The sequence below is a fragment of the Acidovorax carolinensis genome, assembly GCF_002157145.1.
In the GTDB taxonomy this organism is placed as follows: domain Bacteria; phylum Pseudomonadota; class Gammaproteobacteria; order Burkholderiales; family Burkholderiaceae_C; genus Acidovorax; species Acidovorax carolinensis.
Map to the genome: position 1 here is coordinate 631986 of NZ_CP021361.1, position 19303 is coordinate 651288.

At 68.3% G+C, this 19303-nt stretch carries 14 protein-coding genes, 4 pseudogenes and 1 riboswitch; of the genes and pseudogenes, 5 read left to right on the plus strand and 13 right to left on the minus strand.

Annotated features, from left to right (window positions below; all coding sequences use genetic code 11):
- Positions 1-21 precede the first annotated feature (21 nt).
- The 3 genes from lpxC (at position 22) to thiC (ending at position 3498) form a co-directional block, all read left to right on the plus strand.
- Positions 22-945 (plus strand): UDP-3-O-acyl-N-acetylglucosamine deacetylase, encoded by a 924-nt coding sequence (gene lpxC, locus CBP34_RS03010; RefSeq protein WP_086911334.1) that lies wholly within the window; start codon positions 22-24, stop codon positions 943-945.
- A 12-nt stretch (positions 946-957) separates the two neighbouring features.
- On the plus strand, positions 958-1134 hold the full coding sequence (locus tag CBP34_RS19605) for a hypothetical protein (RefSeq protein WP_167372720.1): 177 nt from the start codon (positions 958-960) through the stop codon (positions 1132-1134).
- A gap of 201 nt (positions 1135-1335) precedes the next feature.
- Positions 1336-1459, plus strand: a riboswitch (TPP riboswitch).
- A gap of 122 nt (positions 1460-1581) precedes the next feature.
- Complete coding sequence (gene thiC / locus CBP34_RS03015; protein WP_094097266.1) at positions 1582-3498, plus strand: phosphomethylpyrimidine synthase ThiC; 1917 nt, start codon at positions 1582-1584, stop codon at positions 3496-3498.
- Between the two features lie 93 nt (positions 3499-3591).
- Here the strand turns inward: thiC and CBP34_RS03020 are convergent, their stop codons facing one another.
- Positions 3592-5229, minus strand: a complete 1638-nt coding sequence (locus tag CBP34_RS03020) for a methyl-accepting chemotaxis protein (RefSeq protein WP_094097267.1) — start codon at positions 5227-5229, stop codon at positions 3592-3594.
- 353 nt (positions 5230-5582) lie between these two features.
- On the opposite strand from CBP34_RS03020, the gene CBP34_RS03025 reads away from it, so the two are divergent.
- The gene (locus tag CBP34_RS03025) at positions 5583-7250 is read left to right on the plus strand and encodes a methyl-accepting chemotaxis protein (protein WP_094097268.1); all 1668 of its coding nucleotides are present in this window, start codon (positions 5583-5585) and stop codon (positions 7248-7250) included.
- A 212-nt stretch (positions 7251-7462) separates the two neighbouring features.
- Here the strand turns inward: CBP34_RS03025 and CBP34_RS03030 are convergent, their stop codons facing one another.
- From CBP34_RS03030 to gspG, 10 genes and pseudogenes are all read right to left on the minus strand, one after another.
- Positions 7463-8851 carry a GspE/PulE family protein gene (locus tag CBP34_RS03030; protein ID WP_094097269.1) on the minus strand — a complete coding sequence of 463 codons (1389 nt, stop codon included), beginning with the start codon at positions 8849-8851 and terminating at the stop codon, positions 7463-7465.
- A gap of 11 nt (positions 8852-8862) precedes the next feature.
- A pseudogene (gspD, locus tag CBP34_RS03035) lies at positions 8863-11114 on the minus strand (type II secretion system secretin GspD).
- A 4-nt stretch (positions 11115-11118) separates the two neighbouring features.
- Complete coding sequence (gspN, locus tag CBP34_RS03040) at positions 11119-11934, minus strand: type II secretion system protein N (protein WP_094099037.1); 816 nt, start codon at positions 11932-11934, stop codon at positions 11119-11121.
- Positions 11935-11961: 27 nt separating this feature from the next.
- Complete coding sequence (gspM, locus tag CBP34_RS03045) at positions 11962-12507, minus strand: type II secretion system protein GspM (RefSeq protein ID WP_094097270.1); 546 nt, start codon at positions 12505-12507, stop codon at positions 11962-11964.
- A pseudogene (gspL, locus tag CBP34_RS03050) lies at positions 12504-13765 on the minus strand (type II secretion system protein GspL). Before gspL ends, gspM begins: the two are co-directional and overlap by 4 nt.
- A gap of 59 nt (positions 13766-13824) precedes the next feature.
- On the minus strand, positions 13825-14832 hold the full coding sequence (gene gspK, locus CBP34_RS03055) for a type II secretion system minor pseudopilin GspK (protein ID WP_157896424.1): 1008 nt from the start codon (positions 14830-14832) through the stop codon (positions 13825-13827).
- Positions 14829-15457: pseudogene (locus CBP34_RS03060) on the minus strand (PulJ/GspJ family protein). The gene gspK and the pseudogene CBP34_RS03060 overlap by 4 nt, the downstream one beginning before the upstream one ends.
- Before the next feature lie 143 nt (positions 15458-15600).
- Positions 15601-15963 (minus strand): type II secretion system minor pseudopilin GspI, encoded by a 363-nt coding sequence (gene gspI, locus CBP34_RS03065; protein ID WP_094097271.1) that lies wholly within the window; start codon positions 15961-15963, stop codon positions 15601-15603.
- On the minus strand, positions 15960-16382 hold the full coding sequence (locus CBP34_RS03070; RefSeq protein WP_086911343.1) for a prepilin-type N-terminal cleavage/methylation domain-containing protein: 423 nt from the start codon (positions 16380-16382) through the stop codon (positions 15960-15962). Before CBP34_RS03070 ends, gspI begins: the two co-directional genes overlap by 4 nt.
- A 398-nt stretch (positions 16383-16780) precedes the next feature.
- Positions 16781-17158 carry a type II secretion system major pseudopilin GspG gene (gene gspG, locus CBP34_RS03075; protein ID WP_236748556.1) on the minus strand — a complete coding sequence of 126 codons (378 nt, stop codon included), beginning with the start codon at positions 17156-17158 and terminating at the stop codon, positions 16781-16783.
- A 134-nt stretch (positions 17159-17292) separates the two neighbouring features.
- Between gspG and CBP34_RS03080 the strand changes: the two are divergent.
- Positions 17293-17744: pseudogene (locus CBP34_RS03080) on the plus strand (type II secretion system protein N).
- Between the two features lie 35 nt (positions 17745-17779).
- On the opposite strand, the gene CBP34_RS03085 reads toward CBP34_RS03080, so the two are convergent.
- Both CBP34_RS03085 and CBP34_RS03090 read right to left on the minus strand, forming a co-directional pair.
- On the minus strand, positions 17780-18358 hold the full coding sequence (locus CBP34_RS03085) for a histidine phosphatase family protein (protein WP_094097272.1): 579 nt from the start codon (positions 18356-18358) through the stop codon (positions 17780-17782).
- Positions 18355-19161 carry an adenosylcobinamide-GDP ribazoletransferase gene (locus tag CBP34_RS03090; protein ID WP_094097273.1) on the minus strand — a complete coding sequence of 269 codons (807 nt, stop codon included), beginning with the start codon at positions 19159-19161 and terminating at the stop codon, positions 18355-18357. The genes CBP34_RS03085 and CBP34_RS03090 overlap by 4 nt, the downstream gene beginning before the upstream one ends.
- Between the last annotated feature and the right edge of the window lie 142 nt (positions 19162-19303).

The following is a 19303-nucleotide window of genomic DNA, read 5'->3' on the forward strand; positions in this document are numbered from 1 at the left end:
CTGGCCCACTAAAATCCTCAGATGCTCAAGCAACGCACCATCAAGACACTGACCCGCGCCGTAGGCGTGGGGCTGCATAGCGGCCAGCGTGTCGAGCTGACCCTGCGGCCGGCACAGCCCGACACGGGCATCGTGTTTCGCCGGGTGGATTTGCCCCAGCCCGTGGACATCCCCATTTCTGCGGCCGCTGTGACCGATACCCGCCTGGCATCGACCATCGGTACAGGCAATGCCAAGGTGCACACCGTCGAGCACCTCATGTCGGCCTGCGCCGGCTTGGGGCTGGACAACCTGTATGTGGACATCACCGCCGAAGAGGTTCCCATCCTGGATGGCTCGTCGGCTTCGTTTGTCTTTCTGCTGCAGAGCGCGGGCGTCGAGTTGCAGAACGCGCCCAGGCGCTTCATCCGCGTGACCCGGCCGGTCGAGGTGCGCGAGGGCGAGGGCGCCAATGCCAAATGGGCGCGTCTGACGCCCTACCATGGCTACAAGCTCAGTTTCGAGATTGATTTCGACCACCCGGCGGTCGATTCCACAGGCCAGCGGGTCGAGTTCGACCTGGGGGCCGGCAACTACAGCCGCGACATCGCGCGTGCGCGCACCTTCGGCTTCACGCGCGACGTGGAAATGATGCGCTCCCACGGTTTGGCGCTGGGCGGCGGGCTCGACAATGCCATCGTGATGGACGACTACAAGGTGCTCAACAGCGACGGGTTGCGCTATGACGACGAGTTCGTCAAGCACAAGATCCTGGACGCCATGGGCGACCTGTACCTGATCGGCAAGCCCCTGCTGGCTGCCTACAGCGCCTTCCGTTCGGGCCATGCCATGAACAACCTGCTGCTGCGTGAACTGCTGGCGCAGCCCGATGCATGGGAAGAAGTGACGTTCGAGGACGATCGCCAGGCACCCAGCGGTTTTCTGCAACCTGTGCGCGCCTGGTAGGACGGCGGGTCCATGCTGCTGTTTCGCTGGCTGGCCATGGCACTGCTGCTGACCGCGGCAGTCTCCTTTGCGTTCTATGCCGGAACGGGCCAAGCGCGCTACAAGCGCTTTGGCCTGGTGGTGCTGAAATGGACCATCATCGCGGCAGTTTTCTTCTTTGCCGTGCTATTCATCGGACGCCTGGCCTGAGAGGCTGAGAGTCTTTCATCCATGCCCGCTTTGCACGCCAAAACACACCGGCTCGTCGTTGCAAATACTCGCCATAGGCCGAGCTATGGCTGCGTTTTGCGCCTAGATCCGATGCGTTTTGACGCACCTTTCGGTCACGGCCGAAAAACTCTCAGCCTCTGAGCCTGTTGATGGCCGTATAGGCATCGCTGTCCTATACTCGCGGCTGCTCCGGGGTGTGCGTAAGCGCTGAGATGCGAGGTGGCTGAAGAAATTCGGCAGGCCTTGCGAACCCGACGAACTTGATCCGGTTCATACCGGCGGAAGAAGAGCCGACCTCCTTGTCCCCGTGCCCGCAGTCCCTGTGGGCACGCCATGCCTCAGTTGCAGCCACGTGCTGCGCCCGAGGGGCGCACAGGTCCATTCCGGAGCAGCACCTATCGCCACCGGAACCAGGAGACCTGCCCCATGAACGCCCCCGATCCCCACGCCAAGCTGGCCAGCACCGAGAAGTTCGCCGACCTGCTCGCACGCACGCGCGAGCCCTTCCCCGCATCGCGCAAGGCCTACCTTCCCGGCCACCTGCACGCCGACCTGCGCGTGCCCGTGCGCGACATTGCGCTCACCAACGGCGAGCTGGTCAGCGTGTACGACACCTCCGGCCCCTACACCGACCCCAAGGCCGTGATCGATGTGCGCCAGGGCCTGGCCAGCGTGCGCGGTGGCTGGATCACAGGCCGCGGCGACGTGGAACACTACGAGGGCCGTGCGCCCGTGGCGCTGGACGATGGACAAAAGAGCGAAGATGCCACGCGCCTGGCCCAGCTGCGTGCCGAGGCTGCCGCCCTGCAGCGCAAGCCCCTGCGCGCCAAGAGCGGTGCCAACCACACCGGTAACGTGACGCAGATGCACTACGCCAGGAAAGGCATCATCACTCCCGAGATGGAATACGTGGCCATCCGCGAAAACGGCAAGCGCGAGTGGATGGAGCAGTACATGGCCGACGCAGGCCGTGAGCAGCGCCTGATGGGCAACCCGATGGGCGCGAGCATCCCGCGCATCATCACGCCGGAGTTTGTGCGCGACGAGGTGGCCCGGGGCCGCGCCATCATCCCCGCCAACATCAACCACCCCGAGGTGGAGCCGATGGCGATTGGCCGCAACTTCCTGGTCAAGATCAATGCCAACATCGGCAACTCGGCCGTCACGTCCAGCATCGAAGAAGAAGTGGAAAAGCTCGTTTGGGCCATCCGCTGGGGCGCCGACAACGTGATGGACCTGAGTACGGGCAAGAACATCCACACCACCCGCGACTGGATCGTGCGAAACTCGCCCGTGCCGATTGGCACCGTGCCTATCTACCAGGCGCTGGAAAAGGTGGGCGGCGTGGCCGAAGACCTCACCTGGGAAATCTTCCGCGACACGCTGATCGAGCAGGCTGAGCAGGGCGTGGACTACTTCACCATCCACGCGGGCGTGCGCCTGGCCTACATCCACCTCACGGCCCAGCGCCGCACCGGCATCGTTTCGCGTGGCGGCTCCATCATGGCCAAGTGGTGCATGGCGCACCACCGCGAGAGCTTCCTGTACGAGCACTTCGAGGACATCTGCGACATCATGAAGGCGTACGACGTGTCGTTCAGCCTGGGCGATGGCCTGCGGCCTGGCTGTGCCTCGGACGCCAATGACGAGGCCCAGTTTGCCGAGCTGCACACACTGGGCGAGCTGACCCAGGTGGCGTGGAAGCACGACGTGCAGACCATGATCGAAGGCCCCGGCCATGTGCCCATGCACATGATCCAGGCCAACATGACCGAGCAGCTCAAGACCTGCCACGAAGCCCCGTTCTATACCCTGGGCCCGCTGACCATCGACATCGCCCCCGGCTACGACCACATCGCCAGCGCCATCGGCGCCGCCATGATCGGCTGGATGGGCACGGCCATGCTGTGCTACGTGACGCCCAAGGAACACCTGGGCCTGCCCGACCGCGATGACGTCAAGCAGGGCATCATTGCCTACAAGATCGCCGCGCACGCCGCCGACGTGGCCAAGGGCCATCCGGGTGCCCGGTCGCGCGACGATGCGCTCAGCCAAGCGCGCTTTGATTTTCGCTGGCAGGACCAGTTCAACCTGGGCCTCGATCCCGATACGGCCAAGGAATACCACGACGAGACCCTGCCCAAGGATGCCTCGAAGGTGGCGCATTTCTGCTCGATGTGCGGGCCCAAGTTCTGCTCCATGAAGATCACGCAGGAAGTGCGTGACTTCGCAAAGCAAAAGGGGGTGGCCGAGGCCGAGGCGCTGGCGGCGGGCATGGAGACCAAGGCCGAAGAGTTCCAGCGCGGCGGTGGCAGCCTGTACGTGCCGATCAAGCCCGTCTGAGCGTCGCTATTAAAAAAGAGCGTCTTGCGCTTTCCGCATAAGCGCTCGAGGCTCTTTTTATTGAATGCCGTCGGCTGCGGCTGGCCCTAACTCCTAACGGGCTGTCAGCAGTGCCTGTTGTTGGTGTGCCGGGCCAATCTGGGGCGACGCCGATTCCGCGCCCTGGCCGGGCAGCACAAACCGGCTGATCAGGGTGGACAGTTCATGGGCCTGGCTGCGCAGGCCGGCCGAGGCGGCCATGGACTGCTCCACCAGCGCCGAGTTGGCCTGGGTCATCTGGTCCAGCCGCGCCACTGCGGTGTTGATCTGGCCAATATCGCGGTTCTGGTCCTGCGTGGCGGAGGTGATCTCGCCCATCATGCGTTCGGCGTCCTGGATCGAGCCGACGATGCGCTGCATGGTGCTGCCGGCAACGCCAGCCAGGCTGGTGCCCTCTTTCACCTGATCGACCGATTCGTTGATCAGCGCCTTGATTTCCCGCGCTGCGGCGGCTGAGCGCGTGGCCAGGCTGCGCACCTCGGCCGCCACCACCGCAAAGCCGCGGCCCTGTTCGCCCGCATGGGCCGCTTCGACGGCGGCATTGAGCGCCAGGATGTTGGTCTGGAAGGCGATGGAGTCGATCACGCCGATGATGGCCACGATCTTGCCGGCTGATGCGTGGATGCCTTCCATGGTGCGCTCCACCTGGGCCACCACGTTGCCACCCTCGTGCGCCACCGTGGTGGCAGTGGCCACCATTTGCTGCGCATCGTGTGCAGCCTGCGCGGACTGCATCACCCGGCTGGTGATGTGCTCCAGCGCGGCCGCGGTTTGCTGCAGGCTGGCGGAGGTTTCCTCGGTGCGGCTTGAGAGGTCGGTGTTGCCGCCGGCGATTTCGGATGCGGCGGCGCTCACGTTCTGCGCCGATCCACGCACCTGCTCGACCAGCGTGCGCAGCGCCTGCTGCATCACCGCCAGCGAGTTGAGCATGCGACCCGCTTCGTCTTTTTCGTGGCCTGCAATGTCGTGGCGCAGGTCCAATGCCGCCACGCGGTCGGCCGTGGCGCCGGCCAGTGCAATCGGGCGCGTGATGCTGCGCACCAGCCAGAGCGCCAGCACGGTGCCCACCAGCAGCGCCATGGCGCTGAAGGCCAGCAACGCGGTGCGGGCCACTGCGCCCAGGCGTTCTACCTCGCGTGCACCGGCATCGATGGCGTTGCGCTGCGACTGGGTCAGCGTGCCCAGTGCGGACAGCAATGCACCAGAAGAGGGCAGGAACCGCTCGGCGTACACCTTGCGAATGCGTTCGGTCACGCCCGAGTCGCGGGCCGCCACCAGCTCGGTGCGGGCTTTCAGGAAGTCTTTCCCGGCGGCATCGATGCTGTCGAGCAGTGTGCGGTCTTCGGCCACCTGCAGGCGCTTGCCCAGCTCGGCAATGCGCGCGTCATAGAGCTGCTGGGTGGCGGCAATGTCCGCGCCCAGGATGTCGCCCACCTCGGGTTCCGAGCTCAGGGCGATGGCCTTGTAGCGTTCGGAGTTGATGGCCTGGTAACGGTAGGCGTCGGCGACCAGGCGCTCGGTGGCCACGCCCTGGCTCACCATGGTTTCGGTGGATTGCTGGATCTGGCGCAGCGACCAGATGCCGATGAGTGAGCCGAGCAGGGTCAGCGTCAGCACCACGGCGAATGTGGTCAGCAGGCGCTTGCCCAGGGTGCCCTGGGATGGCTTGGGGGAGGGAAGGGTGGTGGACATGGTGGCTCGTAAACGGGGTCGGGGCTTTTCAGGTGTTTGCAGAGGGGCTGGCCAGCCCTGCCGGCACGCTGCCGTGGCTTTGGGTGCGTGTGTCGCACGACGCACTCCGGGCGAGGCGCCCAAGGGTTTGCCCGGATTATTTGCTACAAATGTGACAAATTGCTTTCAAGTCCGCACCGCTGGCAAACCGACGGTTCTGTGGGGATGCAGGAGCGGCAATGCCGGTGAATACCCTGTGCCGCAGGGGATGGGGCGGCATTTATATTCTTCCAACGCCCGCTCAGAAGGTGGGCAATGGCATGGCATCAAATTTGCTTCGCCATGTTACTTGTCAAAATATGTAAGGAAGAGCCATGAATGCTCTGGGTCGATTTTCCATTCGCACGCGCCTGTATTTCGCCACGACCTTCTCACTCGTGCTGCTGGTGATCATCGGCGGCATGGGGTTCATCGCACTCGACCGCACCCGCGGCACGCTGGAAACCCTGTTCTCCCAGCGGGTCCAGACGCTCACCGACATGTCCGATCTGCGCACGTCGCTGGGGGACCTGCGCCGCGCCGAAAAAGACATCATCATCAATTTCAATAACACCGTGGAAGTGGCGGCGCTGCGTGAAAGCTGGGGCAAGACGCTGGCGGCGCTGCGCAAGAGCCTGACCGATGTGCGCCAAGTGCAGGCGGGCGATCCGTCCTTTGTGGCGGCCGTCGACAAGTCGCTCGAGGAAATCAAGCAATACGAGGCCGGCATTGTTCCCATCTTCGACCAGATCGAGCGCGCCCAGATCGACGGTGCCGGCGGCGGCGCCTATGCCGACCGGCTCAAATCGCATATGGAGACCACCGACCAGCTGTTCTCTCGCCTGGCCACCGCGGCCCGTGAGCAGATGCAGGAGGCGCGCCAGGGCGTGGACAGCCTTGCCGCCACCATGTCCGGCCTGATCGGCGTGGCGCTGGTGCTGGCCCTGGCGGTGCTGATTCCGCTCACCTACCTGAGCGTGCGCTCCATCACCCGTTCGTTGGCCCAGGCCCGCGATCTGGCCGAGCGCATTGCCGGTGGCGACCTGTCGCGCGATGAACAGGCGCTGAACCATGATGAAGTGGGCCAGCTGGTGGGCGCCATGGGCCGCATGCAGCAATCGCTGCGCGGCCTGGTGCACCAGGTGCAGGATGCGGCGGGCAATATCTCCACCGCCAGCCACGAGATCGCCACGGGCAACCACGACCTGAGCCAGCGCACCGAGCAGACCGCTGCCAACCTCGAAGAAGCGGCCTCATCCATGGAAATGCTCACCAACACGGTGCAGCAAAGCGCGCAGTCCTCGCGCCAGGCCAGCGACTTTGCGGCGTCGGCCGCCGAAGTGGCGGCGCGCGGCGGTGCCGTGGTGTCGCAGGTGGTGAGCACCATGGACCAGATCACCACGAGCTCGCGCAAGATTGCCGACATCACGGGCGTGATCGATTCCATTGCGTTCCAGACCAACATCCTGGCGCTCAACGCTGCCGTGGAGGCCGCCCGCGCCGGCGAGCAGGGCCGCGGCTTTGCCGTGGTGGCCAGCGAGGTGCGCAGCCTGGCCCAGCGCAGCGCGGGGGCGGCCAAGGAGATCAAGGAGCTGATCGGTTCGTCGGTCGAGCGCGTGGAAGACGGCTCGCGCCTCGTGAGCCATGCAGGCCAGACCATGACCGAGATCGTGGGCAGCGTGCGCCGCGTGTCGGGCATCATCAACGAAATCACCGCCTCGGCTGCCGAACAAAGCGACAACATCGGCCACATCAGCCAGTCGGTCACCCAGCTGGACCAGATGACGCAGCAGAACGCGGCCCTGGTGGAGCAGTCCACGGCGGCATCGGAATCGTTGCGCGAGCAGGCCCTGCAACTGACGCGCGCCGTCAGCCAGTTCAAGCTGCACGACGGTGGTGCGGCGGCGGGCGCACAGCTTGGCGCCCTGCCTGCCGCTGCCCCGGCCCGCGCTCGTCTGACACCCGCGGCGCGGCCGGTGCAGGTGGCGTTGCAGGCTCAATAGTGTTTTAGGTCGCTAGCGCTTATGTAGGAAGCGCTAGCAGCTATTGGTAATGTAGCGTTGCAGCGGCTGGCTTCTGTTAGTGATACGCGGCGCAACCTGGTTCAACGCCACCAGCGACCGGCGCGTCCCAGGCCCGCGCCACCATGAAACCGGCTTTGCCGGGCCACGGACGGCGTCCCCCTTGGGGAAAGCGGCGAAGCCGCACCGGGAGGTCAGTCCCTGGTGACCCGCACCACTTCTTCGCGGCTGGTGATGCCGGCGGCAATCAGGCGCTCGCCGTCGTCGCGCATCAGTGCCATGCCGTTGGCCAATGCGGCCGCGCGGATGTCGGCCTCGGAGGCCTGGTTGTGGATCTGGGCGCGGATGGTGTCGGTGGTCACCAGCAGTTCGAACACACCGGTGCGGCCGGCGTAGCCGGTCTGGCCGCAGGCGTCGCAGCCCTTGCCGGCACAGTGCGTGCAGATCTTGCGCACCAGGCGCTGGGCCAGCACGCCCAGCAGCGATGAGCTCAGCAGAAACGGCTCCACGCCCATGTCGGTCAGGCGCGTGACGGCGCTGGCGGCGTCGTTGGTGTGCAGCGTGGCCAGCACCAGGTGACCCGTGAGCGAGGCCTGGATGGCGATCTGCGCGGTCTCGAAATCGCGGATTTCGCCGATCATGATGATGTCCGGGTCCTGGCGCAGGATGGCGCGCAGGGCCTTGGCAAACGTGAGGTCGATCTTGCTGTTGACCTGCGTCTGGCCCACGCCGGGCAACTCGTATTCGATGGGGTCTTCCACCGTCATGATGTTGTTGCGCGTGGCATCCAGGCGCGACAGCGCCGCATACAGCGTGGTGGTCTTGCCCGAGCCCGTGGGCCCGGTCACCAGCACGATGCCGTGGGGCTGAGCGATCAGGTCGGTGAAGCGGCGCAGGGTGTCGCCCTGCATGCCCACGGCCTCCAGGCTGATCTTGCTTTCGCTCTTGTCCAAGAGGCGCAGCACGGCGCGCTCGCCGTGCGCGCTGGGCAGGGTGGACACGCGCACGTCAATCGCGCGGGTGCCCAGGCGCAGGCTGATGCGGCCGTCCTGCGGCAGGCGCTTTTCGGAGATATCGAGGTCGGCCATGATCTTCAGGCGCGAGATCAGCGCGGCGTGCAGCGCGCGATTGGGCTGCACTACCTCACGCAGGCTGCCGTCCACCCGAAAACGCACACTGCTGTGGCGCTCGTAGGGCTCGATGTGGATGTCGCTGGCGCCGTCGCGCGCGGCCTGCGTGAGCAGGGCGTTGAGCATGCGGATGATGGGCGCGTCGTCGGCCGTTTCCAGCAGGTCTTCCACCGCCGGCAGCTCCTGCATCATGCGCGAGAGGTCGGCGTCGGATTCGACCTCGCTCACCACGGTGGCGGCGCTCGATTCGCCCTGCGCATAGGCCGCGCTGATGCGCTGGGCCAAGCCGTGGGCGTCGAGCGGCAGCAGCTGCTGCACGGGGTGCTTGCGCAGCACTTCCGACAGCGCGCTGGCGTTGGGCTGGGGGCCGTGCCACAGCACCAGCTGCTGGCCGTCATCCTCCAGCAGCAACTGGGCGGTGCGCGCAAAGGCGTAGGGCAGGGGATGGCGCATCGCGGTCCGCCTCAGGGCGCGCTGACGGGCGCGGGCGCGTACACAGGCGCGGTCACATCTGCCGGCGGTGTGGCGTCGGGACGCAGCGAAGGCAGCACCGGGGCGCCGGACACCGAGCGCAGCATGGTGCTGGGCGCCGGTTGCGCGGCCTGCTGCAACGCGCGGATGGCGTCGTAGCGGTCGATCATCAGTGCGTCGCTGGCGGCGGCGTCGCGCACCACCACGGGGCGCAAAAACACCATCAGGTTGGTCTTCTTGCGCGATCGGTTCTCGCTGCGAAACAGGTTGCCCAGCACGGGGATGTCGCCCATCAGCGGCACCTTGTCCTCGGCCTGCTGGTAGCTGTCTTCCAGCAGGCCGCCGAGCACGATGATGCTGCCGTCCTCGACCAGCACGTTCGACTCGATCGAGCGCTTGCTGGTGGTGGGCCCGTTCACGTCCTTGAGGGTGTTGCCGTCGATCTTCGAGACCTCCTGGTAGATGGCCATCTTGACGGTGCCGTTCTCGTTGATCTGCGGGCGCACGCGCAGCATCAGGCCCACGTCCTTGCGCTCCACGGTGGTGAACGGATTCACCGAATTGTTGCCGGTGGTGTTGGCATACGAGCCCGTGACGAATGGCACGTTGTTGCCGATGACGATGCGGGCCTCTTCGTTGTCCAGCGTCATCAGGTTGGGGGTGGAGAGCACGTTGGCGTCGCCGCTGTTTTGCAGGAAGTTGGCCAGTGCACCCAGGTAATACTGGCCATTGACGCGCGGCGCCAGCGCAATGTTCAGGCCACCGCCCAGCGCCGTGATCGCGCTGGCATTGCCGGTGGCAATGCCGGCTGCCAGCCCCAGGATGTTGCCGCCCGACACCGCCGAGTTGGTGCCGATGGCGCCCACCACGCCGTCGCCCTTGCTGCCCAGCACGCTTTGCCACTGGATGCCGAACTCGGCCAGCTTGCTGGCCGTGACCTCGACGATCAGGCTTTCCACCAGCACCTGTGCGCGCCGGCCGTCGAGCTTGTCGATCACGGCACGCAGCTGCCGGTATTGGGGCTCGGGCGCGGTGATGATGAGCGAGTTGGTGGTGGGGTCGGCCTGGATCTGCCCGCCGGTTGAGGGCTGGTTGCTGCTGGCGCTGTTGCTCAAGCCCCCGCCTGCGCCCATTCCCAGGCCGCCACTGCTGCCGCCCAGACCGGCGCTGTTGCTGGCGCTGGTGTTGCTGGCCGTGCTGGAAGCAGCCACGGAGGTGGAAAGACCACTCGATCCAGAAGTGCCCGACGACGAGGCGTTGCCGCTGCCGCCCCCGGTAGCCGACATGGCCGCGCGCAGCGTGGTTGCCAGCTTGGTGGCATCGGCATTCTTGAGGTAGACCACATGGATGTTGCCGCTGGCCGCGCTGCTGCCGGGCACGGGCGGCTGGTCGAGCTTGTCCACCAGCGCGCGCACCTGGGCCACGCGGGCCGGGTTGGCGGCGCGCAGGATCAGGGCGTTGCTGCGCGGCTCCGCCAGCAGCGTGGTCTTGAACGAGGTGTCGGTCTGGCCCTGGGCCGCCGCCGGGCCGGCCGCGTTGCCCCCGTCAATGAGCCGCGCCACCAGCGGCGCCAGGTCGGCGGCCACCGCATTCTTGAGCGGGATCACCTCGACATCGCTGGCATTGGAGACATCCATGGCCGCCACGATGCGCGCCAGGCGCTGCAGGTTGTCGGCATAGTCGGTGATCACCAGCGAGTTGTTGCCGGGGTTCACGTTGATGGTGTTGTTGGGGCTGATCAGGGGGCGCAGCACCGGCACCAGGTTGGCCGCGTTTTCGTAGTTGAGCTTGAAGATCTGCGTGACGATTTGTCCGCCGCCGGGCCGGGCGCGCCGCCGCGCGTCACGCTCACGCTGCCGCCCTGCAGCTTGGCATCGGCCTCGGGCACCACCTTGTAAAGGCCGGCGGACTCGACCACCGTGAAGCCCTGCAACCGCAGCGCGGCCAAAAACTGCTGGAAGGCGGCGGCCGGCGTCACGGCGCGCTCGGTGATCAGGGTGAGCTGGCCTTTGACGCGCGGGTCCACCACCACGTTGCGGCCGGTGATGGTGGCCATGGTGCGGGCCACGGCTTCGATCTCGGCGTTGGCGAAATTGAGCGTGACGGGCTCACCAGGGCGCACGCTGCTGGTTCCGGTGCCGATGGCTGTTTGTGCATGAATTTGCCCGTTAGCGCTTGCCATTAAAGCGCAAGCAGCTATCGTATTGAGAGCAAAACGCAGCTGGGGCGAAAGATTGGAAGTCATAGGATCAACCCACGGTGATGATGGAGCGCGCGCCGCTGCGCCGTCCGATGATGTTCAGAAGATTGGCCAGGGCCGCCTCGCGCTCGGGCTTGGCGCTGGCTTCGCCCGCAAAGCGCAGGCGCTGGCCCACCCATTGGCCGCTGCCGCTCAGCTGCAGGTCGCCGTCGAGCGTGCTCAGGCTGAGCGTGGGCACGTCACCACCCTGCAAGACGAGCCGGTAGCTGCCCATGGGGCGCAGCGTGGACAGGCGCGACGACATGGCCCGTGCATCAAGCTGTGCCGTGCCGGTCAGCGCCAGGCGGCCCGCCGTCCACACGGCTTCCAGGCCCTGGGTCTGCACGGCCAGCTGGCCCTGGGGTTGCAGGGTGTTCCACGGCGTTCCCAGGCCCGTCAAAAGGCCGGCGGGGAACTGGCTCTGGCCATCGGCCAGCGCCAGCCGCGCGCCGCCCCAGCGGGCATCCACGCGGGCCTGCAGCGGCGCCGGCATGCAGCAGGCGGCATGCACCTGCGCTTGCAGGCCCCGCATGGTAGGGCGCAAGCGCCATTCCAGGCGCCCGGGCAGGGCGGCCCGGTCCTGGCTGGCGCCGCCACCGGTCAGCACCAGCTGGGCCGATCCGGTCCAGACGGTGCCGCGCGCCTGGGCCAGCAGCAGCTGCCCGCTGCTGGCGTGGTCCACGGCCTGGGCCAGCCACTGCGCTGGCGCAAAGGTGATCACCGCAGGCAAAACGCCCACCAGCACCCCGGCCGCCGCCCAGCCCCAGGGCGCACGCGGTGCCGTCGAGGCGGTGCGCCGGGGGCGGGAACGCGAGGGGGATGGCATGGTGCGGAACACGGCGGCGGCAACCCGTCAGCGGGCGGGCAGGGCCAGCACCAGGCTGCCATCCCAGCGCGGTGCGGTCGCAGCGGGCGCATTGCCAAGGTGGGAGGCTGGCGCAGGGGCGGCAGCCGCCGGGCTGCGCGTAAGCCGGGCTTCAACCGGCACCGCCAGCGCATTGCTGCGCGCCTGGGCCAGCCATTGCGCCAGCGCGTCGGCCGGGGCGCCCTTGAGCGTGACGGTGGCGCGGTCGCCCACCAGGCTGAGCTGGGCGGTGGCGCCCAGGCGCTGGGTCAGCGAGCCGCGCAGGCTGGCCACGGAATCGCCCGGTGCGCTGCGCGGCGCGGCCTGCAGTTGCAGGGCTTCGGCCTGCAGGTTTTGCATGCGCTGCAGCTGGGCATCCAGCGCCGCGTGGCGGGCGGGGGCCGTGCGCAGTGTGTTCAGGGCTGGCGCCAGGGCCAACCACCACAGCAGCGCCAGGGCCAGCACGGTGCCCGCGGCCAGGATCAGGTTTTGCTCGCGCGGGGCCAGGGCCTTCCAGCGCGCTTGCAACGGGGTGTTCTTGATAGGGGAGTTCATGGAGCCACCTCCGCGCGCAGCAACAGGCTGCCATCGTCCAGGCGGGCGCTGTAGCCCGCAGCCTGCAGCCGGGTGACCACGGCGGTCTGCTCCTCGGCGGTCAGTGTGACGCCGCGCAGCCGCAATTCGCCGGTGCTGTATTCCAGCGCGTTGGGCAACTGGCCTGCCGGCAGGGCGGCGCCGGCAGCAGCCAGCAGGGGCTCCAGGTCGCGTGGCGATACGCTGCCGGCGGCCTGGCGCAGCGCGGCCAGTTCGCGTTCCATCTGCACGGGGGCGTCCACCACCACCTGCACTTTGGGAAAGGTCTGCGTGAGCGCATTGCGCACACCGGCCTGCTTGGCGGCGAGCGCGGCGCGTTCCTGCCAGGCCCAGGCGTTCAGGCCGACGAGGTGGGCAGCTGCCAGAAGGCCCGCGCCCCAGCGCGCCGCGCGCCACTGCGGCGCATATAGAAAGGCACTGGCGGCGCTGCCGGCCTTGCGCAGGGCGCGGGTGCGCCCGGTGCTGGCCAGGTCGAACTGTGCCAGGTCCCAGTCGCCGCGCGCTGCATCGAGCGCGCGCTGGCTGGCGGTGTGCAGCACCACGGGGCGGCCCAGCGTGCGCTCGGCCAGCGCCGCCACGGCGGGTTCGGCGCGCACCGGCGGCGCAGCGTCGTCGGTGTCTGCGGAGTTGGTGGCCGGGCCGATCAGGCCCAGGGCCATGGACGACAGGGGCAGCACGGCCACCGCCTGCTCGCCCCCGTGGCCGCACAGCACCAGGTGGGCCTCTTCGGGCGTGCCCAGCGCAAACAGCTCGGGCTGACCGCTGGCGGTGGGGCCCGGTGCAAATTCAGGCACCACGCGCGATACGCGCCGGCCTGCGGCCTCCAGCACCTGCAGTGCTTCACGCAGCCAGGCGCGGTCGCACACAGCCACCCACACGGGTTCGCCCGCACGGGCCGCCGGTTGCAGGGCAAAGTGCAGTTGTGCCGGGTCGTCGAGCAGCTGGTCTTCCAGCAAGCCTTCCAGCACCGAGCGCAGGCGCGGGTTTGCTGGCCTGTGCCCAGCGGCACGCCCTGGGGCAACTGCACGCGCTGCCACGAAAGCGCCTGCGCCGGCACCACGGCCACCACCTCGCCGCCCGGCCGGGCAGGCTCGGGCAGCAGAGCCGTGGGGGCGCTGGCGTGGCGAAGTGCGGTGTGGCCGTCGGCGGTCAGCGTGTAGCTGTAGTCGGCGGTGGGCCCGGACGGGGCCAGGGACAGGAAAAGGATCAGGGTGCTCATGGGCGGGGTTTGCGGGCCATTTTAGGGGGCAGACTTGACAGTGCTGCGGCAAGGGACGCTCAGCGCGTTGCCTGGGGCGCAGTGGTCGCGGGTTCTCTGTCAAAGGCTCCGCGTTCGCGCCACAGCGTGGTCACGGTGGCGCCCTGGCGCATCACCAGCGAGCGCTCGTCCACCATGGTGGCGCCCAGGCGCAATCGCCCGCGCACCTCGAAGTAGCGCGAGGCGATGGCGTGGTCGTCGGCGTTCAGGTCGATGCTGGCGCCCAGCTGGTCGGAAACATCGGTCAGCGCCCGGAAATGGCGCGACTGCCGGGCCTGCACAAGCTTTTGCGCGCCCGCCATGTCGAGGCCGTCGATGGCGGCCGACAGCACATCCACATCGGCGGTGTTCAGGTTCACCGGGGTGCGCGCCGGCAGCAGCGTGACATGGGGGGCCAGCACGGCCACGGTGGCGGGCGGCAGGCCCAGCCAGCCCAGCTGGGCCAAAGTGGGTGGCAGCAGCGGCGCGCTGCTGTCGGCACCCTGGCTGGCCTTGGCCTGGCGCAGCGCCTGCACCAGCTGGTCCAGCTGCTGCGGGGGCAGGCCCAGGCGAGCGAACAGGCGCGAAAACTGGCGCAGGGCGCCGGCCTGCACCTTGTCGCCCTCGATCAGGTTGGTCAGGTTCAGCCGGGCCTGCAGGTCGGTGATCTGGCCGGACAGAAAGGCATCGGTGGTGTCGGTGCTGGCATCGTCCACCTGGGCCACGTTGCGGTCGGCGGCCAGAAAGGTGGACAGGCGCGCCTCCTGCAGCGGCACGGCCCAGGGCTCGGCCAGGTGGTCGGCGCCACCGGTGATGCCGTCTTCGCGCAGGATCAGGCGCGACCAGTCGAGCGCGCCCACCAGAATCCAGGCCGACTGCAACCGGGCGCGCTCAGCCGTCTCGACCTCGACCGCGCGCCACTGCTGCCACAGGGCGGCGGCGGCAAACGTGGCCACCAGCGTCACCGTCAGCATGGCCGCCAGCAAAGCCGCGCCGCGCTGGCGGGCCAGGCCTTGGGTGTGGTGGAAAGAGGTGGCGCCGTGCCTCATGACTTGCCCCCGCCGAGCAAGGGGTTGACCCAGTCGCGCGTGATTTGCCCGGCCAGGGCCTGGCCGGGGCTGATGGTGATCTGCAGGCGCACGCCATCGGGCACCGCGGCGGCGGCATCGCCGGGCGCGGCGTCGCTGCTGGACTGCGGGTTCGACCAGGCGCCCCCGCGGTAATAAAAGAGCTGCCAGTTGTCCAGCGGCAGCAACAGCACTTCGCGGCGCCGCTCGGCTTCGCCGGGGTTGCTGGCCCACAAGGCCGCCTGCTGCCAGGCCTGTTGCCAGTCGGCGCGGGTCCGCACCGGGGCGATTGCCAGCGCAGCCAATGGCTGGCGCCCTGCACGTCGCGCCGGGTCCAGGCCACCACCAGGGCGCCCTCGTCGGGTACGGCGCTGCTGCGCCGCGTGATGCGCAGCACCTGGCCATCCCACTGCAGCGGCGTGGTGTGGGGCAAGGCCAGGAGTGCATCCAGATCGGCACTCCACTGCCCCAGCGCCGCCTGCACCACCAGCAGCTCGTCGGCCCGCTGGCGGGTGGCTTCCTGCGCCCGTGCCATGCCGTCCAGCCCGCGCCAGCCCAGAATGGCCATCAGCGCCATGATGGCTATGCCCACCAGCAGCTCGATCAGGGTGAAGCCGTACTGCGTGCGCGGGTGGCGTGCGCCGCAGTGCGGGGTGTGGGGGCCATCAGCCCGCCGCCCGGCCGCCCGAAGGCGGGCGAGCCCCCTTGGGGGGCAGCGACGACACGCAGTGCGGTAGCGTGGGGGTCATATCAGTACCGCCCTACGATGGTGGACAGGCGCAACACAGAGTTCTCACCGTCGAACACTTGCGCATCGACGCGCCGGAAACTCGGGTTCGGCGTGGGCCGCACGATCACGGCCACGTCGAAGCGGCGCCCCGCCTGCTCGCAGGGCTGGGTGCTGTCGCCCACGCCCGGCATCTGGCGCGACAGGCGCACCTTGACCAGTTCGTTCTCGGCGCACAGCTGGGCCAGCACGATGTCCGATTGCCGCTGCGCATTGCGCGTCAGCGCGGTGGTGGCCTGCAGGCCCGCCATGAGGGCGATGGCCACAATGCCCAGCGCCACCAGCACCTCGACCAGCGTGAAGCCGCGCTCAAGGCAGCGCTTCACGGCAGCGGCTCCACCGTGAAGGGCCTGACTCCATCGGTCACCACGCGCAGCGCGCGCTCGGGGTGGGCCTGGTTCACCAGCAGCACCTGCTGCGGGCCGATCAGCGGCTCGGGCCCCAGTTGCAGGATGGCGGGGCCGCGCACGGCGGTGCCGGCATCCAGCCATCGGGTGGGCAGCGTGTTGGTGGGCAGGCCGTCAAAGCGGAAGCCCTGCGCATCCGCGCGCCAGCGCACCGGCACACCCGTGCCGCGCGACTGGGCACGGCCCGATTCCAGCAGGGCCGCCAGCCGCGCCGCTTCGCGTTCGAGCTGCGTCTGCCCACTGTCACGCAGCGCCAGGCTCACGCCCGCCGTGGCCAGCGCCATGATGCTGATGACGATAAGCAGTTCTAGCAGGGTGAAACCGCGAAAACGGTTCATGGGCCGATGCAGTGCGCGGTTGGAACGGTCACGGAGTTTCCACAAGGCGTGCGGCCGCAGCGCCGGGCCGCCCCAAGCAAGGCCCGGCCCCCCTGGGGGGCAGGGAGCGACACGCAGTGCGCGACCGTGGGGGTCATGTCAGCCCGCCACCCGGCCGCCCGAAGGCGGGCTGGGCCCCCCTGGGGGCAGGGAGCGACATGCAGTGCGCGACCGTGGGGGTCATGTCAGCCCGCCGCCCGGCCGCCCGAAGGCGGGCTGGGCCCCCTGGGGGGCAGAGAGCGACACGCAGTGCGCGACCGTGGGGGTCATGTCAGCCCGCCGCCCGGCCGCCCGAAGGCGGGCTGGGCCCCCTGGGGGGCAGGGAGCGACACGCAGTGCGCGACCGTGGGGGCCATGTTTTACTGCCAGCTGCCGATATCCGCATCCTTGCCTTCGCCGCCCGACTGGCCGTCGGCGCCGAACGACATCACGTCGATCTCGCCCTTGATGCCGGGGTTCAGATACTGATACGGACGGCCCCAGGGGTCGTTGGGCAGCTTTTCAAGGTAGGGCTTCCAGTTGCCCGGAATGGGGGCGGTGGTGGGTTTGGCCACCAGCGCCTGCAGGCCCTGCTCGGCCGTGGGGTAGCGCTGGTTGTCCAGGCGATACAGCTTGAGGGCCTGCATCACATTGGTGACGTCGGTGCGCGCCGCGGTGGCGCGCGCATCGTCGGCGCGGTCGAGCACGTTGGGCACGATCAGCGCGGCCAGCACGCCGATGATGACCAGCACCACCATCAACTCGATCAGGGTGAAGCCCCGCGCCACATGCGTGGCCAGGTTGTGGCGGGCGCGGCGCAGGGGGGAAAGGGCGGAATGGTTCACGGCAGACAGTCTCGGGAGGGGTGGATCGCGTGAATCATAATCTCCTGATGGTGACCAATACACACAGCAAATGGGGCGTGCGCCTGGGGACTCTGGCTCTCTGGGCTCTGGCGGGCGCCAGCGTGGTTTATTGGGGGCTGCGCCTGTCGGCGCGGCCGGTGGGGCTCACGGTGCCGGCCGTGGCCCTGCGCCGGTGGCACCGGATGCCCAGGCCATGGCGCGCCTGCTGGGTGTGCCAGCGGCCGATGCAGCCGCTGCCCGGGCGCCGGTGGCGTCGCTGGCCAGCCGGTTTGCCCTGATCGGTGTGCTGGCGGGCCGCAGCAGCGGCGGCGGCGCGGCGCTGATCGCGGTAGACGGCAAGCCGGCCAAGCCGTTTCGGGTGGGCACCGCGGTGGACGAGGGGCTGGTGCTGCAATCGCTCGACCCGCGCCAGGCCCGGCTGGGCGCCAGCGTGGATGGCCCCGCCACGCTGACGCTGGACATGCCCGCGAAGAACTGACACCGGGGCGCGCCGGTGCACGGCTTGCACCTGCATCAAGTCAGGTGGTGAATTTCCCATGCACCCCAGGCCGGGGCAGGCACGGGCCACTCGTCGGCCCTGGGCATTCGCCCCTCGCCATGCGCCAGCAGCCAGGCCACGCAGCGCGCAACGCCCGCGTGGGTGAACCACACCACATTGGTGCCGCCCTGCACCTGCTGGCGTGCGTCATGCAGGGCGGCGGCTACGCGGGCCAGCAGCTCGGCCAGGTTGTCGCTACCGCCGGGGCGGTGCAGCGCAAAGTCGGCGGTCCAGGCGTCGATGGCGCGTTGGCCGATGCTGTCCCAGGCGCGGCCTTCCCAGGCACCGAAATCCATCTCGCGCAGGCGATCGTCGGAGTTGATGATCAAATCTGGACGCAGTGATTGTGTGGCAAGCGCAAGCAGCTCACATCTTTGTAGCGTCGAATGGCGGGCGATCACGCGTTTGGGCAAGGTCTGCGCCAAACGCAGGGCGGCCGCTTGCGTGGCGACTGCATCGGCGGGCACATCCAGCGCGCCGTAGCAGGTGCCGGCGGCCACCACGGGCTGGGCGTGGCGCACCAGCCACAGGCGGGCGGGGGGGGTGGAACTCATGCCCAGCGCAGGGCCAGCGCCGCGCCCAGGTAAAAGCCGATTTCGCTGACTTGCTGCGTGGCGCCCAGGCAGTCACCGGTAAAGCCCTGCAGGCGCCGCGCAAACCAGCGGCCCATCCAGGCGGCGGCCAGGCCGCTGCAGCCGGCGGATGCTATTAAAAACAGAGCTGACTGCGCTTGCCATACAAGCGCTATAGGCACAAAACACCACAAAACAGCAGCAACCAGCGCCGCGCCGCTGATCTGGTCTGCCAGCGGCTTGCTTTTGGATTTGGCAATGTCGCCCACATGGGGCAGGCTGCGCACGATGAGCAGCGGCCACAGCCGCGACAGCACATGCCCGCCCACCAGCGCAGCCAAAGCGGCCTGCAGGCTGTGGGCCCCCAGCAGCGCCAGCAGGCTGACCTTGGCCAGCAGCGCCAGCACCAGCGCCATGGCCCCGAACGCGCCGATGCGCGAGTCTTTCATGATGTCGAGCGCCCGCTCGCGCTCGTAGCTGCCGCCCAGGCCGTCGGCCACATCGGCCAGGCCGTCCTCATGGAAGCCGCCGGTCATCAGCACCGTGGCGATGGTGCAGAACACCGCCGTGACCACCGGGGCCAGCGGGTTGGGCGCCAGCGCCCAATGCAGTGCACCATAAACGCCCGCCGCCAGCGCCGCCGCCAGCCAGCCTATGCCCGGGAAGTGCGCCGCACTGGCGCGCAGCATGGCCGGGCTGTAGCCCACCCAGCAGGCCAGCCGCCCCGTGACGGGAATGCGGGTGAAAAACTGCACGGCAAGCAGGTAGTGGCGCAGGGCTTGCATGGGCGGTGGCTGGATAGTTATCAACTTTGATAGCTGCCAGCGCTTTTTGGATAAGCGCTGGAGGCATTTTTTCCCTGATTAGCGACTTGTCTCAGTGTTTCGCCCCCATCCGTTCGGGCTGAGCCTGTCGAAGCCAGGGCGC

Excerpts from the sequence above, each read along its gene's own strand:
- lpxC (WP_086911334.1), top strand. The coding sequence starts at position 22 with ATGCTCAAGCAACGCACCATCAAGACACTGACCCGCGCCGTAGGCGTG.
- CBP34_RS19605 (WP_167372720.1), top strand. The coding sequence starts at position 958 with ATGCTGCTGTTTCGCTGGCTGGCCATGGCACTGCTGCTGACCGCGGCA.
- thiC (WP_094097266.1), top strand. The coding sequence starts at position 1,582 with ATGAACGCCCCCGATCCCCACGCCAAGCTGGCCAGCACCGAGAAGTTC.
- CBP34_RS03020 (WP_094097267.1), bottom strand. The coding sequence starts at position 5,229 with ATGTCCACCACCCTTCCCTCCCCCAAGCCATCCCAGGGCACCCTGGGC.
- CBP34_RS03025 (WP_094097268.1), top strand. The coding sequence starts at position 5,583 with ATGAATGCTCTGGGTCGATTTTCCATTCGCACGCGCCTGTATTTCGCC.
- CBP34_RS03030 (WP_094097269.1), bottom strand. The coding sequence starts at position 8,851 with ATGCGCCATCCCCTGCCCTACGCCTTTGCGCGCACCGCCCAGTTGCTG.
- gspN (WP_094099037.1), bottom strand. The coding sequence starts at position 11,934 with ATGCCATCCCCCTCGCGTTCCCGCCCCCGGCGCACCGCCTCGACGGCA.
- gspM (WP_094097270.1), bottom strand. The coding sequence starts at position 12,507 with ATGAACTCCCCTATCAAGAACACCCCGTTGCAAGCGCGCTGGAAGGCC.
- gspK (WP_157896424.1), bottom strand. The coding sequence starts at position 14,832 with ATGAGGCACGGCGCCACCTCTTTCCACCACACCCAAGGCCTGGCCCGC.
- CBP34_RS03070 (WP_086911343.1), bottom strand. The coding sequence starts at position 16,382 with ATGAACCGTTTTCGCGGTTTCACCCTGCTAGAACTGCTTATCGTCATC.
- gspG (WP_236748556.1), bottom strand. The coding sequence starts at position 17,158 with ATGGTGGTGCTGGTCATCATCGGCGTGCTGGCCGCGCTGATCGTGCCC.
- CBP34_RS03085 (WP_094097272.1), bottom strand. The coding sequence starts at position 18,358 with ATGAGTTCCACCCCCCCCGCCCGCCTGTGGCTGGTGCGCCACGCCCAG.
- CBP34_RS03090 (WP_094097273.1), bottom strand. The coding sequence starts at position 19,161 with ATGCAAGCCCTGCGCCACTACCTGCTTGCCGTGCAGTTTTTCACCCGC.